A 14,855-nucleotide genomic window follows, 5' to 3' on the forward strand; every position below is an offset into this window, starting at 1 on the left:
GAATGTCCAATGCCAGTGAACGGGGTTAATGCTTTATTTCGGCATTGACTTTCGGCACGCTGTTGAGTTCTCAAGAATCGGACGCACACCGCAGCTGAACCTTGCAGTTCAGGCTTCCGGGGCAACCTGCAGTACCTTACCGGAGTGGATCGACCAAGTCAAGACTTGATTTTTCCGACTCACTCCCCGCGTGGAGGCTGCTGACCCGAGTCCGAAGACGCGTTCCAGCTGCGCTAGCTTTGGGGGGTTAGGAGGTCCGGCCGCTTCAGCGTCCTGCACTCGCTCCCAACAAGAAGAACAATACTGATGTTCACCCGCTGGATGCAAATCGGTTTCCGGTGCCCTGAATCACACGGCTGTAATTTGCCTCGGGCAACCTAGATGTGGGAGTGCAAGACCCCAGCGAACGAACGCTTCCCACGCCGCAGGACCAGCACGCCACCAGGCAGCAGATCGTCCGCTCCCGGCACGTACTCGGCGTCCTTCACCTTCTCGTTGTTCAGGTACCCGCCACCTTCGGCGACGGTCCGTCGGGCAGCCGACTTGCTGGCCACCAGGCCTGACTTCACGAGCAGATCGCCGTACGTCGGCATCGGTTCGCCGGCGCCTAGTTCGACGTGCGGTGCTTCGCGCAGAGCGGCTCGCAGGGTCTCGCCGTCCAACGCGGCCAGCTCCCCCTGGCCAAAGAGCGCCTTCGACGCTTCCTGCACGGCGCGGGTCTCCCCCTCACCGTGCACCAGCGTTGTGACGTCCTCTGCGAGTACACGCTGCGCCTCTCGCGCATGCGGTCGCTCGGCGGTCGCCAACTCGAGCTCCGCGATCTCCTCCGCCGTACGGAAGGTGTAGTACCGCACGAGCTGCATGACGTCGCGGTCGTCGGTGTTGAACCAGAACTGGTAGAAGGCGTACGGCGAAGTCAGCTCTCGGTCCAGCCACACCGTGCCGGACTCGGTCTTGCCGAACTTCGTTCCGTCGGCCTTGGTCACCAGTGGTGTGGCCAGTGCATGCGCCTTGCCGCCATCGGACCGGCGGATCAGCTCCACGCCGGCGGTGAGGTTGCCCCACTGGTCACTGCCGCCGGTCTGCAAAGTGCAGCCGTGGCGGCGGTACAGCTCCAGGTAGTCCAGCGACTGCAGCAGCACGTAGCTGAACTCCGTGTAGCTGATCCCCTGCTCCAGGCGCGCCTTCACGACCTCGCGGCCGAGCATCCGGTTCACCGGGAAGTGCTTCCCGATGTCGCGCAGGAAGTCGAGGGTGTTGAGGTCCTTGGTCCAGTCGTAGTTGTTGACCATCCGGGCCGGGTTCGGCAGCGACTCGTCGAAGTCGATGAACTTCTCCACCTGACCGCGGACCTTCTCGACCCACTGGGCCACGATGTCCTTCGGGTTCAGCACCCGCTCGGAGGTCTCCTTGGGGTCACCGATCAGACCGGTGGCACCGCCGACCAGACCGATCGGGTTGTGACCGGCCAACTGGAGCCGGCGCAGTGTCAGCAACTGCAGCAGGTTGCCCATGTGCAGGCTGGGCGCCGTGGGGTCGAAGCCGACATAGGAGGTGATCGGTCCCTCCGCCATGGCGCTGCGCAGCGCGTCCGGATCGGTGGAGTGCGCGATCAGGCCGCGGCTCTCCAGGTCATCCAGCACCTGGGTACGCAGCTGGATACCTTCCCCGCCCCGCCGCCCCGAACTTGCGGTCCCGCTGTCCGTCACTTGATCTCCTCGAGTACGTCGGTACACCCCAAGTGTCCTGTACGACGAGGAGTCGGGGCTAACTGGGTTCTTGCCGGGTGAGGATGTCGCGCAGTTGCGGCCGGAGCGCATGACCGTCGGGTCCCTGCACCGTTGCCGCCGTCGGACGCTGCGGATCGTGCGCACCAGGGTCCTGGTTCGGCACCGGCAGACCGTGGGACAGGACCTGCTCGGCCGGGGTCAGCTGGCGGATCCCGATGGCTCGCACGTGGTCCGGGTGCGTCTGCGCGAAATCGCCGTACAGCTGGGGGTCGTGCTGTCCGTCGTCGCCGACGAGCACCCAGCGCACATGCGGGAATTCGCGGGCCAGCCGGCGCAGGGCGGTTCGCTTGTGCTCCTGGCCGCTGCGGAACCACCCGGTGTTGGTCGGTCCCCAGTCCGTCATCAGGAGTGGGCCGACCGGATAGCCGTGCCGGGCCAGGAAGCGGGTCAGCGTGGGTGCTGTGTTCCAGGCGCCGGTGGAGAGGTAGAAGATCGGCGCGCCCGGGTGGTCGGCCAGGAGCTCCTGGTACATCTCGGCCATCCCGGGAACCACGCGCCGCGCCTGCTCCTCGCGGACGAAGGTGTTCCAGGCGGCGATCAGCGGCCGCGGCAGCATCGTCAGGATGACGGTGTCGTCGATATCGCTGAGCAGTCCGAAGGTCGCGTCCGGATCGGGGACGAAGATGCTCGCTCTGGCCTGCCGCTCGCCGTGCACGCCCAGATTGATCTCGTGCCAGCCAGGTGGGAGCACCACCGGCACAGTCAGGTCGACGAAGCCACCGCGATCGGTGACGGCGTCGAACGTCTCCCCGTTGACCGTCACGGTCACTGGCACCTTGACGGCCGGTGCGGTGACGAAGACGCGCCAGCCGCGGACTATCTGGTCCTCGTCGAACCGCGGCTGGTTGCGCGGGTCCCGGCCCAGTACGACGCGGGCCAGCACCCGGACGAACTCCGTGGTGCCGTAACCGACCTGCGGGATGATCCGCTCGCGCCAGCCCCGGCGCCGGAGAACCGCCTGCACCCCGATGTTGAACCAGTCCTCGAGACGGGACGCATAGTGCGGACGGGCCATACCTGAAACCTACCCGCAGGCGGGGCCGCTATGCGCACGCTAACTGGCCTCTGGACAGACCTTTATCGAACTGTCGGTGCAGGCCTCTACCGTCGATGCATGACTCAGACCGCTGCTGCTGTCGGCATGTGCTTCCCCCGGACCTTCCCCGCTGCTCTCGTGACCGATGTGGCCCGCCGGCTCGAGGCGGGTGGTGCCGACGAGCTGTGGATCATCGAAGACTGCTTCTACACCTCCGGACCGTCGCTCGTGGCTGCCGCGCTGGCCTCTACCGAGCGCCTGACTGTCGGGCTCGGGATCGTGCCGGCGGTGGCGCGGACCGCGGCCGTGACGGCGATGGAGTTCGCCACTCTGGAGGCGATGGCACCGGGGCGTTTTCTGCCGGGCATCGGGCACGGCGTGCAGGAGTGGATGGGGCAGATGGGCGTACGCCCCAAGTCGCCCCTGACTGCCCTTGATGAGGTGACGACGAGTGTCACTCGGCTGCTGGCCGGGGAGAACGTCACCTTCGCGGGCAAGACCGTGCAGCTGCAGGACGTGAAGCTCGACGCTCCCCCGGTGACGCCGCCGCCGATCCTGCTCGGCGTCCGCGGCCCGAAGTCGATGGCCCTCGCCGGCCGGGTCGGTGGCGGTGTCGTGCTCGCCGAGCCCGCGACCGCGCCGTACGTGCGTCAATCGCTGGAGTACGCCGGACCACCCGACGGCTTCGTAGTGGCTGCCTTCGCTGCCATGTGCATCCGGGAGGACCGCAAGACGGCGTACGAGTGGACCGCGCCGTGGTTGGGATGGCAGCTCAACGACAAGAACCCGGGGCTGACCACGCTGCCGTTCTACGACGACCTGCAGAAGCTGTACGACGAATCGGGCGAGGCGGGTCTGGTCGGCATGCCGACCGACTGGTGGACGGCGATCGGCGCGATCGGGACACTCGAGGACGCTGCCGCACACATCGAAACGCTGGAGGCGGCCGGGGTGCACCACATCGGCCTGTTCCCGGACCCGGAGGTGGAGCACGGGCTGCCGCAGCTGGAGTATGTGGTGGAGCTGGCTAAGCGCTAGTACGGCGTTTGGGCACGTGCGGCCGGTACGGCGAAACTGTGGGGTCATCGGGGATCCAGAACCGCCACGGCCAATCGGGTGCCTCGCGGAGACCCACGCGCGGCCCGGTGGACGGCGTACCGGCCAAGCCCGGGCCGTCGAGCAGGCGGACAGGGGAGTCCTTGGCCAGCAGGTCAACGGCGTTCTGTTGCCGGTTGATGCCGAGAGCAACACACATGCGGGCAGGTCCGCGTGCGAGGTCACGGTCCTTGCTGACACCTCGACGGGCGCGAGCCAGGTCCACTCCCTCGATGACCTCACCTGCTCGCAGCAGAACGGCTGATGGGGTTCCGGGTGGGCCGGTGACGACGTTCATGCAGAAATGCATGCCGTAGGTGAAGTAGACGTAGAGGAACCCGGGTGGGCCGAACATGACGGCGTTGCGGGCGGTTTCGCCGCGGTACGCGTGGGAGCCGGGGTCGTTGGGTCCGTCGTAGGCCTCGACCTCGGTGATGCGGACCGCGACAGTGCCTTCATCCGTGGTGTGGCGGAAGACTGCGCCGAGCAACTGCGGGGCCACGTCGAGGACCGGCCCCGCTAGTTGCCGCCGGCGCATCAGGCGAGGCGTGCGGTGTACTGGGCAGCGCGGGCGTGCAGTTCGGCCAACTGGTGGGTGACCTGGTCGACCGACGTACCGCCGCGGGTGTTGCGGGAGGCGAGTGAGCCTTCCACGGTCAGCACCGTGCGGACGTCCGGAGTGAGCAGCGGCGAGATGGCCGCCAGGTCCTCGTCGGTGAGGTCCCACAGCTCGATGCCACGCTTCTCGCACGCCTGGACGCAGGCGCCGGCCAGCTCGTGCGCTACCCGGAACGGGACCTGCTGCCGGACCAGCCACTCGGCGATGTCAGTGGCAAGCGAGAAGCCCTGCGGGGCCAGCTCCTCCAGACGCTCGGTGTTGAAGCGCAGCGTGTGGATCATGCCGGTGAACGCGGGCAGCAGCACCTCGAGGGTGTCGATGGAGTCGAAGACCGGCTCCTTGTCCTCCTGCAGGTCGCGGTTGTACGCCAGCGGCTGCGCCTTCAGCGTCGCGAGCAGACCGCTCAGGTTGCCGATCAGTCGGCCGGCCTTGCCGCGGGCGAGCTCGGCGATGTCCGGATTCTTCTTCTGCGGCATGATGCTCGACCCGGTCGAGAACGCGTCGTCCAGTTCGACGAAGCCGAACTCCTTCGTCGCCCAGATGATCACCTCCTCGGCCTGCCGGGACAGGTCGATCCCGATCTGGGCGGTGACGAATGCGAACTCCGCGACGAAGTCACGCGCCGCCGTACCGTCGATCGAGTTGGCCGACGAGTTGGTGAAGCCGAGCTCGGTCGCGACGTACTGCGGGTCGAGCCCGAGTGAGCTTCCAGCCAGAGCACCCGACCCGTACGGCGAATCGGCCGCCACGCGGGCGTCCCAGTCGGCCAGCCGGTCCAGGTCGCGGATGAGCGGCCAGGCGTGCGCCAGCAGGTGGTGAGAGAGCAGGACCGGCTGTGCGTGCTGCAGGTGGGTGCGCCCGGGCATTGCCACGCCGAGGTGCTTCTCGGCCTGGTCTGCCAGCGTGTTCACCTGGTCCAGGACCAGGCGGGCGATGATGCGGCCGTGCTCGCGCAGGTAGCTCTTGAACAGCGTGGCGACCTGGTCGTTGCGGGAGCGGCCGGCACGCAGCCGTCCGCCCAGCTCAGCCCCGAGGCGCTCCAACAGCCCACGCTCCAGCGCGGTGTGCACGTCCTCGTCGTCCTCAGCCGGCAGGAACGCGCCGCTGAGGACATCAGCCAGCAGACTGTCCAGCCCGGCCAGCATCGCGTCCAGGTCCACGTCGGTCAGCAGCCCCGCTCGGTGCAGCACCTTGGCGTGGGCCTTGGACCCAGCGATGTCGTACGGCGCCAGCCGCCAGTCGAAGTGGGTCGACTTGCTCAACGCCGCCAACGCATCGGCCGGCCCACCCGCGAACCGTCCGCCCCACAGGGCCGCACTCTCACCTGAACTCACCAAGCCATCCTCTCAGTCATCTGCTCAAGACCTTCCGCCAGGTAGCAGCAGTCGCCTCGTCGTAGGTCCGGCTGAACCCGCAGCCCCACGCGTGGGGTGGTATCAACGGCTCGGTCACTCCTGTGTCCGTCCGGCCGGAGATCAGGAGCCGGTCGCCGATCTCGTAGCTCTCGTGGTCGCTCACCTGCACTCGACCGCCCGGTCCCGCCCAGAGCAGTGCTTTCGTCTGTGTGCCGCCGGTGGACGGGCGGAACCACTCGTGCACCGTGAAGGTCACGGTCCAGGTGCGCGGCATCGCCTCACGGTAAGGGTTGGGCACGGCGGATACGACGGTGCCGTCGAAGGCGAAGTCCGCCTTGGCCAGCTCGGCCGGGCCATAGGCAAACGCGCAGGAATTGGCGCTGTTCTCCGCAGGGCCGAGAGGCTTCCCGGTGGTGCGAGCAGGCGTCGGCTGCGTGGCCGTGGCCGGCGCAGCGGAGGTCGAGCCACCGCCGGCGGGATTCGCCGTCGGAGTACCGGACTGCTGGAGTGCGACCACACCGATCACGGCAGCCGTGCCGGTTGCAGCGAGGACTGGCGTCAGGACGCGGTGGCGCACAGTGTTGCGGCGGGTGCTGCGGACCGCGGTTTTCTGAACACGCTGGGCGGCGTGGGCGAGCACCTCGGGTGAGGGCGGCGGGACCTTGCCCGCGGACTGCAGGGTGGTCCAGTTGTCGTCGTTCATCGGTCGGCCTCCTGTCGGGTGGGTTCGTCCTGTACTTGGGGCGAACCGGAGAGGCGTTCGTCCATGCGTTGTCTGGCGCGGTGTAACCGCGAGCGGGCGGTGCCGGCGGGGATGCCGAGCACCTGTGCGGCTTCGGTCGGGGACAGGTTCTCCCAGGCGACCAGGAGGAGTAGTTCGCGTTCGGCTGCTGGTAGTGCGCGCAGCCCGGAGCGGAGCTGCGGTGCGAGGGCTGCCGCGTCCAGGCGGGCGTCTACGGCAGCTGTCTCGTCAACCGGGCGGTCGATACCGATGACGCGAGCCATGGTGCTGCGGAGACGGTGCTTGCGGTAGTAGCCGTGCAGCACGTGCCGGGCGACGCCGAACAGCCACGCCCGCGGCGTACCGAGATCCGGGTCGAACCCGGACCGGCCGCCGTACGCGGCGACCCACACGTCGCCCAGGAGGTCGTCCGCCACCCCGTCCGCCGTACGGCGGGTCAGGTAGGCGTGGATGTCCGGTCCGTGCCGTTCCACCTGTGCTGCGAACCAGTCGTCCATCCCGTGTCCCCCTTCGCCGGTCTACCGTCGCCTCCTACTTGGCGCGAACCGGCGGGAGCGTTCGCGTTACCTGGGCTCGCGGGCGGCGAGGGAGAGCAGGCGGTCGGCCAGGGCCTGGCCGCCGGTGGGGTTGCGGCTGACGATCATGACGGTGTCGTCGCCTGCGATGGTGCCGAGAACGTCGTCCAGTCCCACGTGGTCGATCGCCGACGCGAGGTACTGAGCCGCTCCCGGCGGGGTTCGCAGGATGACCAGGTTGGCGCTGCCCTCGGCCGACACCAGTAGCTCGGACGCGACGCGCGCCAGCCGGGCCTCGAACGCCGCCGCCTCACCAGCGCGCGGTGTGCGATCACCGCCTTCACCCGGTACGGCGTACACCTGCTGACCGGACGAGTCGCGGACCTTGACCGCTCCGATCTCGACCAGGTCCCGTGACAGCGTGGCCTGGCCGACGACCAGCCCGGACGCGGACAGCAGGTCGGCCAGCTCGGTCTGCGAGCGCACCGGCTGCCGGCCGAGCAGGTCGACGATCCGCTGCTGACGCGCGGCCTTGGTGGTCGGAACGGCGATGGTCATGCGTTGAAGCTCCTAGCCAGCAGCCACGACAGCAGCGCCTTCTGCGCGTGCAGCCGGTTCTCTGCCTCGTCCCACACGACCGATTGTGGCCCGTCGAGGACCGCGGCATCGATCTCCTTACCCCGGTACGCCGGGAGGCAGTGCAGCACGATCGCGTCGTCCTTGGCCTTCGACACCAGCTGCTCGGTCACCGCGAACGGTACGAACGGCGCCTCGCGCAGCCCCGCCTCGGCCTCCTGCCCCATGGACACCCAGGTGTCGGTGGCGATCACATCGGCCCCGCCGATAGCGGCGTACGGGTCGTCGGTCCACGCGACCGAGCCACCGGTCTCCCCCGCGATCTCAACGGCGCGCGCCAGGATCGCCGCGTCCGGCTGGTAATCAGCGGGTGAGGCGATGACCACGTGCATGCCGGCGGTCGCGCCGCCGAGCAGATACGAGTGCGCCATGTTGTTGGCGCCATCGCCGAAGTACACAAGCTTCAAGCCGGCGGTCGATCCCTTGTGCTGCCGGATGGTGAGCAGGTCGGCGAGGATCTGGCACGGGTGGAACTCGTCGGTCAAAGCGTTGACCACCGGAACCTGCGAGGCCCCGGCCATCTCGTCGATCCGCTCCTGCCCGGCGGTCCGCCAGACAATCGCGGCGACCTGCCGGTCGAGGATCCGCGCGGTGTCCGCGATCGGCTCGCCGCGACCCATCTGCGAGGTCTGCGCGTCAATGATCAGCGACGCCCCACCCAGCTCCGCGATCCCGACCGCGAACGAGATCCGCGTCCGGGTCGAGGTCTTGTCGAAGATCACCGCGACCGTCTTCGGCCCGGCCAGCGGCTGGTGCCCGTACCGGTCCTTGGTCAGCTGCTGAGCCAGCGTCAGGACCTCGTCCTGCTCGACCGGCGAAAGGTCGTCGTCGCGGAGAAAGTGCCGCACCATTAGGAGACCTCCACCTGGTCGAGCAGCCCCGGTAGGGCGGCGACGAAGCTGTCGGCATCAGCCTTGCTCAGGATGTACGGCGGCGCCAGCCGCAGCGCGTCCGGAATCGGGTTGTTGATCACGAAGCCGGCGTCCAGCGCCAGCGCCGCCACCTGATCCGACACCGGTTGGGTCAGCTCGATCGCGAGCAGCAGCCCACGACCGCGGACCCCCGCGATCAACGGATGATCGAGGGCGATCAGCGACGACGCGAGATGGTTGCCGACGGCATTGACCTGGGCGAGCAGTCCGTCCCGCTCGATCACCGTCAGTACGGCGAGTCCGGCGATCGCCGCGACCGGGTTCCCGCCGAAGGTGCTGCCGTGGTTGCCCGGCTGCAACAGATCCGCGGCCGCGCCGACTCCGACACAGGCGCCGATCGGGATCCCCGCGCCAAGCCCCTTGGCCAGCGTGACGATGTCCGGCGTGATGCCCTCGGTCTGGTACGCGAACCACGTGCCCGTCCGGCCGACGCCGGTCTGGATCTCGTCGAGCCACAGCAGTGCACCATGCTCGGACGTGATCCGCCGCGCCGCCTGCAGATAACCATCCGGCGGTACGACGATGCCGTTCTCGCCCTGGATGGGTTCGAGCACCACCGCCGCGGTCTCGTCGTCGACGGCGGCCGCGAGCGCGTCAGCGTCGCCGTACGGGACGAAGGTGACGTCACCCGGCAGCGGCGCGAAGGCCTCCCGGTACGCCGGTTTCCAGGTCACGGCGAGGGCGCCCATCGTCCGGCCGTGGAAGGCGCCGATCGTGGAGACGATCTTGGTCCGGCCGGTCCGCCGGGTGATCTTGAACGCCGCCTCGTTCGCCTCGGTGCCGGAGTTCGTGAAGAACACCTTGCCCGGGGCATCGAAGAGACTGAGCAGTTTCTCGGCCAGTGCGATCTGCGGTGCGGAGGCGAAGAAGTTCGAGACGTGGCCGAGGGTGGCGAGCTGGGACGTCACCGCGGAGACCACGAACGGGTGCGCGTGCCCGAGGCAGTTCACCGCGAGACCGCCGAGCAGGTCGAGGTACTTGTTGCCGTCGGCATCCCACAGGTAGGCGCCCTCGCCGCGGATCAGTACCCGCTTCGGCGCACCGAAGGTGTTCATCAACGCACCGGCATAGCGCTCGGTCAGCGCGGCCTGCGTGCCGTCGACAGTCAATAACTCGGTCATGACGGGATCACCTGGGTTCCACTTCCGGCGTCGGTGAAGATTTCCAGCAGCAGCGAGTGCGGGACGCGGCCGTCGATCACGGTCGCTCGGGAGACCCCGGACTGCACCGCCCGCAGGCAAGCCTCCATCTTGGGGACCATGCCGGAGGCGAGCGACGGCAGTAGCTCGGCGAGCTCGGTCGCATCGATCTGGGTGATGATCTCTTCGCTCTCCGGCCAGTTGCGATACAGGCCCGCCACATCAGTCAGTACGACGAGCTTCGAGGCACCGAGTGCGACCGCCAGAGCGGATGCGGCGGTGTCGGCATTCACGTTGTGCGCCTGGCCGTCCTCGTCCGGCGCGATCGTGGAGACGACCGGGATCCGGCCGGCGTCGATCAGGTCGATCACGGCCTCCGGGCGAACGTCGACGACGTCGCCGACCAGGCCGATGTCGACCGACTCACCGTCGATCATCGCGCCGCGCCGTTCGGCGGTGAACAGGCCCGCGTCCTCGCCCGACATGCCGACGGCGAACGGGCCGTGCGCGTTCAGCAGGCCGACGAGTTCACGACCGACCTTGCCCACCAGGACCATGCCGACCACGTCCATCGTCTCGGGTGTGGTCACCCGCAGGCCGCCGCGGAACTCGCTGTCGATACCGAGCCGCTTCAGCATGTCGCTGATCTGCGGTCCACCGCCGTGGACCACGACCACCCGGACACCGCAGTGCCGCAAGAACACGATGTCGGAGGCGAACGCCTGCTTCAGCTCGTCGTCGACCATCGCGTTCCCGCCGTACTTCACGACGATCGTCTTGCCGTGGAACTCCTTCAGCCACGGCAACGCCTCGGTCAGTACGGCGGCCTTCTCGACCGCAGCCGCATGAGTTGTCGTCACGAGCTGTACGCCGAATTCTCTTCGACGTAGGCGTGCGAGAGGTCGGTGGTGAGGACCGTCGCGGAGGCGGGGCCGGCGTGCAGGTCGATCACCACGTCGATCTCGAGGCCGCTGATGTCGGCCTCGGAGCGGTCGACGCCCTTGCCGCCAGCGATACAGATCGCGGCGCCGTTCAGGGTGATGTCGAGCAGCGCCGGGTCGAAGGCGGTCGGTGCGTTGCCGACCGCCATCGCGATCCGGCCCCAGTTCGGGTCGGAGGCGAAGAAGGCGGTCTTGCAGAGGTTGTCCTCGGCCACGATCTTGGCGGCGGCGAGCGCTTCGGCCTCGGTGGCTGCGTTCTGCACGGTGATGCTGACGTGCTTGGTGACGCCCTCGGCGTCGGCCTGCAACTGCTTGACCAGGTCTGCCGCCAGCGCGGTCAGGGCGGCCTCGAACTCGTCCGGGCTGACCGTCACGCCGGAGGCACCCGAGCTGAGCAGCAGCACGGTGTCGTTGGTCGACGTACCGCCGTCCACGTCGAGCCGGTTGAAGGTCTTGCCGACCGCGTTCCGCAGCGCATGGTCGAGGTGCGGCTGATCCAGTACGGCGTCTGTCGTGATCACGCTGAGCATGGTGGCCATGTTGGGCGCACACATCCCAGCGCCCTTGGCGAACCCGCCGATGCTCCACCCACCCGGGTGAGTCAGCGCGGCCTGCTTCGGCACGTTGTCGGTCGTCATGACGGCCGTGGCAGCGTCTAGGCCGGCGTCCGGGCCGTAGGCCAGCGCAGCGACTGCCTGGTCGATACCGGAGAGCACCTTCTCCATCGGAAGCCGCTCACCGATCAGACCGGTCGAGCAGACGCCGATCTCGGCCGCACCGACGCTGAGAACCTCAGCCAGCTTCTCTGCGGTCTTGTGCGTGTCCTGGAACCCCTCTGGGCCGGTGCAGGCGTTCGCACCGCCGGAGTTGAGCACTACTGCCTTGAGCTTGCCTGCGCTGAGCACCTGCTGCGACCAGAGCACCGGTGCGGCCTTCACCTTGTTGGTGGTGAAGACACCGGCGGCGACGTCGTGCGGTCCTTCATTGACGACGACAGTCAGGTCAGGCTTTCCTGCTGGCTTGATCCCGGCGATCACCCCGGCCGCGCGGAAGCCGGCCGGCGCGGTCACTCCGGCGCTCCGATCGACTTGGGTGCTCGGGGTGACGGCTAGGGTCACGGTGCTACTCCTACGAGAGGCAGGGCCGTGGTCTCGTCGAGACCGAGGGCCAGGTTCATGCACTGCACGGCGCCGCCGGCAGTGCCCTTGGTGAGGTTGTCCATGGCAGCCACCACAACGACGCGGCCGACACGCTGGTCGAGAGTGACCTGCAACTGCACGGTGTTCGCTCCGAGCGTGGCCTGGGTCTGCGGCCACTGCCCTTCGGGGAGCAGGTGCACGAACGGCTCGTCGCCGTACGCGTCCTCGTAGGCCTGCCGGAGCGTGGCCAGGTCAGTGCCTTCGGCAACGGGTGCACTGCAGGTCGCGAGGATCCCACGCGACATCGGCACCAGCACCGGGGTGAACGAGACGTTCACCGGGCCATCGGCGTACCGGCTGAGGTTCTGCTCGATCTCCGGGGTGTGGCGGTGCGTGCCGCCGACGCCGTACGCGGAAGCCGAGCCCATGACCTCTGCACCGAGCAGGTGCGCCTTCGGTGCCTTGCCGGCGCCGGACGTGCCGCTGACGGCGACCACGTTGAGCTGCGTCGAGTCGACGAGTCCACGCTGGACGGCGGGCAGCAGCGCGAGGCTGGAGACGGTGGGGTAGCAACCCGGTACGGCGACTCGGTGCGAACCGCGGAGCTTGTCCCGCTGACCGGGCAGCTCCGGGAGCCCGTACGGCCACGAGCCTGCATACTCACCGCCGTAGAACTCGACCCACGCCTCGGCCTCGGTCAGCCGGAAGTCCGCGCCGCAGTCGATCACGGTGACGTCCTCGCCGAGCTGCTCGGCGAGTCCGGCGGACTGTCCATGCGGCAACGCCAGGAACACCACGTCGTGACCGGCGAGCTGCTCCGCCGTGGTCTCGACCAGGATGCGCCCGGCCAGCGGCACGAGGTGCGGGTGGTGCGCGCCGAGCGCCGTACCGGCGTTCCCGCCGGCGGTGAGTGCGCCGATCTCCACCGCGGGGTGGGTACTGAGCAGCCGAAGCAGCTCGCCCCCCGCGTAGCCACTGGCTCCGGCCACCGCCACCTTCACGCTCATGTGAATGAGTATGCCATGGGCTGGAAAAATATCCAAGGATTACTCACCAGCTTCGGGTAGAAGCACTCAGGCGCGACAGGGGTCGCGGAGCGGAGGCTGAGTGCCATGAAGAACAGCTATCTGGTGTACCTCGGCTGGACCGCGCTCGGCGTTCTGGGCGCGACTGCCCTCGGACTCGCCAAGCAGCGATGGCCGGACTCCGACGACAACTTCGGCAACCCGGTGGTGTTCACAGCCTTCATCTTCTTCCCCGCCATCCTGCTCGGCTGGCTCGCCGGACTGGGTCTGGTCGCCCTCTTCCATCACCTCCATCCAGCCCTCGCCGGCAGCCTCGCCTACGGCGGTGCCGTCATCGCGACCGCAGGGCTGGCCGTGCTGGAGCTGCAAATCTTCTAACACCGCTTTGTCACAATTCGCGGAGCTGTCGTGTCGGAGTGGGTACGACGGACTGTGCGAGGTGGGTGGAATGACTGACGAGCGGCTGGCGCGGGAGTTCGATGAGCACCGGGCGGTGCTGGTGGGGGCGGCGTACCGGGTGGTGGGGAGCGTCAGCGACGCGGAGGACGTCGTACAGGAGGCGTGGATCCGGTGGGCGGGGGTGGACCACGAGGAGGTGCGGGATGTGCGCGCTTACCTGATTCGGATCACCACGCGGCTCGCGCTGAACCGGTTGCGGCAGCAGAAGGCGCGGCGGGAGCAGTACGTCGGACCGTGGTTGCCGGAGCCGATCGTGCCGCTGACGACCGACGACCCGGCGGCCGCGGTGGAGCTGGCGGATTCGGTCAGTATGGCGATGCTCGTCGTACTGGAGACGCTCTCGCCGCTTGAGCGCGCGACGTTCGTACTGCGTGAGGTCTTCGACCTGCCGTACGACGAGATCGCCGAAACGCTTGGACGGTCGGAGGCGGCGGTTCGGCAGCTCGCGCACCGAGCGCGTGAGCACGTGCACGCGCGACAGCCGCGGCACCGGGTCGACAGGGCGCGGCACACCGAGCTGACCATGCAGTTCATGGAGGCGGCGGGTACTGGTGACTTCGCTCAGGTGGTCGCGCTGCTGGCACCGGACGCCGTACTGATCAGTGATGGCGGCGGGAAGAAGACGGCGGCGCTGCGGCCGATCCACGGTCCCGAGAAGATCGCTCGCTGGCTGTTCGGGGTGATGAGCTCCAACCCGGGCTTCGAGTTGCAGCCGGCCGCGTTGAACGGCGAGATCGCGTTCGTCGCGTACTTCGGCGACGAACCGGACACGGTCGCCTTCATCCAGACCTCCGGCGACCTGATCACCGAGCTGTACCTGATCCGGAACCCCGACAAGCTCACCACGGTCCCGGCGCGGCACGCCTTAGACTAAGTGCAACTGTGTCGCACTTGGAGGTGCTGTGAAGTACGTGGTGGTGGAGCCGGACGAGACGCTCGAGCCGGGGTTGCGGGCGGATCTGCTGGACACGTGGGTCGCGGCGACCGATGCGGGTGGCGCGGTCGGGTTCACCGCGCCGGCTCCGGTCGAGCAGGTCGCGCAGACGCTCGACGCAGCGCTCGGCCGGGTCGCCGCCGGTACCGACCTGCTCGGCGTACTGCACGACGGTGACCGGTACGTCGGAATGGGGCTGCTCGTGGACAACGGCGGCGCACTGCACCAGCACTGGCGCACCGTCATGCGGGTGATCGTCCACCCGAGTCACCAGGGCACAGGTGCTGGCCGCATCCTCATGGAGGGCCTGCGCGGCTCAGCCACTGACCTGGGTCTGGAGCAGCTCCAACTCACCATCCGCGACGGCCAGGGCCTGGAACGCTTCTACGAACCCCTCGGCTACCGCATCGTCGGCCGCCACCCCCGCGCCATCCGCCTGACCCCCACCGACTACCGCGACGAAGTCATGCTCATCCGCGACCTCTGAGGTGTGAACGG

At 68.3% G+C, this 14,855-nt stretch carries 16 protein-coding genes; 4 read left to right on the forward strand and 12 right to left on the reverse strand.

The annotated features are described in order from the left end of the window. Positions 1 to 377: 377 nt before the first annotated feature. Entirely contained in the window at positions 378 to 1,709 is a 1,332-nt protein-coding gene (gene tyrS / locus ACFVWG_RS31420) for a tyrosine--tRNA ligase (protein ID WP_391547071.1), read from the reverse strand. A 58-nt stretch (positions 1,710 to 1,767) separates the two neighbouring features. After that, complete coding sequence (locus ACFVWG_RS31425) at positions 1,768 to 2,805, reverse strand: App1 family protein (RefSeq protein ID WP_391547072.1); 1,038 nt, start codon at positions 2,803 to 2,805, stop codon at positions 1,768 to 1,770. Between the two features lie 99 nt (positions 2,806 to 2,904). On the opposite strand from ACFVWG_RS31425, the gene ACFVWG_RS31430 reads away from it, so the two are divergent. Then, complete coding sequence (locus ACFVWG_RS31430) at positions 2,905 to 3,864, forward strand: LLM class flavin-dependent oxidoreductase (RefSeq protein ID WP_391547073.1); 960 nt, start codon at positions 2,905 to 2,907, stop codon at positions 3,862 to 3,864. Here the strand turns inward: ACFVWG_RS31430 and ACFVWG_RS31435 are convergent. The 10 genes from ACFVWG_RS31435 to argC form a co-directional block, all read right to left on the reverse strand. Then, positions 3,854 to 4,459 (reverse strand): DNA-3-methyladenine glycosylase, encoded by a 606-nt coding sequence (locus ACFVWG_RS31435; RefSeq protein ID WP_391547074.1) that lies wholly within the window; start codon positions 4,457 to 4,459, stop codon positions 3,854 to 3,856. The genes ACFVWG_RS31430 and ACFVWG_RS31435 overlap by 11 nt on opposite strands. Continuing rightward, positions 4,459 to 5,874: an argininosuccinate lyase gene (gene argH / locus ACFVWG_RS31440; protein ID WP_391547075.1), complete on the reverse strand. Its 1,416-nt coding sequence runs from the start codon at positions 5,872 to 5,874 to the stop codon at positions 4,459 to 4,461. Before argH ends, ACFVWG_RS31435 begins: the two co-directional genes overlap by 1 nt. Positions 5,875 to 5,890: 16 nt before the next feature. Next, the gene (locus ACFVWG_RS31445; protein WP_391547076.1) at positions 5,891 to 6,598 is read right to left on the reverse strand and encodes a hypothetical protein; all 708 of its coding nucleotides are present in this window, start codon (positions 6,596 to 6,598) and stop codon (positions 5,891 to 5,893) included. Next, positions 6,595 to 7,134, reverse strand: coding sequence for an RNA polymerase sigma factor (locus ACFVWG_RS31450; protein ID WP_391547077.1), 540 nt, complete (start codon positions 7,132 to 7,134; stop codon positions 6,595 to 6,597). Before ACFVWG_RS31450 ends, ACFVWG_RS31445 begins: the two co-directional genes overlap by 4 nt. A 66-nt stretch (positions 7,135 to 7,200) precedes the next feature. Then, entirely contained in the window at positions 7,201 to 7,710 is a 510-nt protein-coding gene (locus ACFVWG_RS31455) for an arginine repressor (protein WP_391547078.1), read from the reverse strand. Continuing rightward, the gene (gene argF / locus ACFVWG_RS31460) at positions 7,707 to 8,639 is read right to left on the reverse strand and encodes an ornithine carbamoyltransferase (protein WP_391547079.1); all 933 of its coding nucleotides are present in this window, start codon (positions 8,637 to 8,639) and stop codon (positions 7,707 to 7,709) included. The genes ACFVWG_RS31455 and argF overlap by 4 nt, the downstream gene beginning before the upstream one ends. Continuing rightward, positions 8,639 to 9,841 carry an acetylornithine transaminase gene (locus ACFVWG_RS31465; RefSeq protein ID WP_391547080.1) on the reverse strand — a complete coding sequence of 401 codons (1,203 nt, stop codon included), beginning with the start codon at positions 9,839 to 9,841 and terminating at the stop codon, positions 8,639 to 8,641. The genes argF and ACFVWG_RS31465 overlap by 1 nt, the downstream gene beginning before the upstream one ends. Further along, positions 9,838 to 10,719 (reverse strand): acetylglutamate kinase, encoded by an 882-nt coding sequence (gene argB / locus ACFVWG_RS31470; protein ID WP_391547081.1) that lies wholly within the window; start codon positions 10,717 to 10,719, stop codon positions 9,838 to 9,840. Before argB ends, ACFVWG_RS31465 begins: the two co-directional genes overlap by 4 nt. Further along, a complete protein-coding gene (gene argJ, locus ACFVWG_RS31475) occupies positions 10,716 to 11,918 on the reverse strand; it encodes a bifunctional glutamate N-acetyltransferase/amino-acid acetyltransferase ArgJ (RefSeq protein WP_391547082.1) in 1,203 nt (400 codons plus the stop codon). The genes argB and argJ overlap by 4 nt, the downstream gene beginning before the upstream one ends. Next, entirely contained in the window at positions 11,915 to 12,946 is a 1,032-nt protein-coding gene (gene argC / locus ACFVWG_RS31480) for an N-acetyl-gamma-glutamyl-phosphate reductase (protein WP_391547083.1), read from the reverse strand. Before argC ends, argJ begins: the two co-directional genes overlap by 4 nt. Positions 12,947 to 13,051: 105 nt before the next feature. Here argC and ACFVWG_RS31485 point away from each other — a divergent pair, with 105 nt between their 5' ends. The 3 genes from ACFVWG_RS31485 to ACFVWG_RS31495 all read left to right on the forward strand — a co-directional run bounded on the left by ACFVWG_RS31485 (position 13,052) and on the right by ACFVWG_RS31495 (position 14,844). Continuing rightward, on the forward strand, positions 13,052 to 13,342 hold the full coding sequence (locus ACFVWG_RS31485) for a hypothetical protein (RefSeq protein ID WP_391547084.1): 291 nt from the start codon (positions 13,052 to 13,054) through the stop codon (positions 13,340 to 13,342). Positions 13,343 to 13,412: 70 nt separating this feature from the next. Then, positions 13,413 to 14,297 (forward strand): RNA polymerase sigma-70 factor, encoded by an 885-nt coding sequence (locus ACFVWG_RS31490; protein WP_391547085.1) that lies wholly within the window; start codon positions 13,413 to 13,415, stop codon positions 14,295 to 14,297. Between the two features lie 28 nt (positions 14,298 to 14,325). Then, on the forward strand, positions 14,326 to 14,844 hold the full coding sequence (locus tag ACFVWG_RS31495) for a GNAT family N-acetyltransferase (RefSeq protein ID WP_391547086.1): 519 nt from the start codon (positions 14,326 to 14,328) through the stop codon (positions 14,842 to 14,844). The last annotated feature ends 11 nt before the right edge of the window (positions 14,845 to 14,855 follow it).

The organism is Kribbella sp. NPDC058245 (assembly GCF_042882005.1).
Taxonomy (GTDB): Bacteria; Actinomycetota; Actinomycetes; order Propionibacteriales; family Kribbellaceae; genus Kribbella.

Coding starts and splice junctions, on each gene's coding strand:
- ACFVWG_RS31425 (WP_391547072.1), bottom strand. CDS start 2,805: ATGGCCCGTCCGCACTATGCGTCCCGTCTCGAGGACTGGTTCAACATC.
- ACFVWG_RS31430 (WP_391547073.1), top strand. CDS start 2,905: ATGACTCAGACCGCTGCTGCTGTCGGCATGTGCTTCCCCCGGACCTTC.
- ACFVWG_RS31435 (WP_391547074.1), bottom strand. CDS start 4,459: ATGCGCCGGCGGCAACTAGCGGGGCCGGTCCTCGACGTGGCCCCGCAG.
- ACFVWG_RS31445 (WP_391547076.1), bottom strand. CDS start 6,598: ATGAACGACGACAACTGGACCACCCTGCAGTCCGCGGGCAAGGTCCCG.
- ACFVWG_RS31450 (WP_391547077.1), bottom strand. CDS start 7,134: ATGGACGACTGGTTCGCAGCACAGGTGGAACGGCACGGACCGGACATC.
- ACFVWG_RS31455 (WP_391547078.1), bottom strand. CDS start 7,710: ATGACCATCGCCGTTCCGACCACCAAGGCCGCGCGTCAGCAGCGGATC.
- argF (WP_391547079.1), bottom strand. CDS start 8,639: ATGGTGCGGCACTTTCTCCGCGACGACGACCTTTCGCCGGTCGAGCAG.
- ACFVWG_RS31465 (WP_391547080.1), bottom strand. CDS start 9,841: ATGACCGAGTTATTGACTGTCGACGGCACGCAGGCCGCGCTGACCGAG.
- argC (WP_391547083.1), bottom strand. CDS start 12,946: ATGAGCGTGAAGGTGGCGGTGGCCGGAGCCAGTGGCTACGCGGGGGGC.
- ACFVWG_RS31485 (WP_391547084.1), top strand. CDS start 13,052: ATGAAGAACAGCTATCTGGTGTACCTCGGCTGGACCGCGCTCGGCGTT.
- ACFVWG_RS31490 (WP_391547085.1), top strand. CDS start 13,413: ATGACTGACGAGCGGCTGGCGCGGGAGTTCGATGAGCACCGGGCGGTG.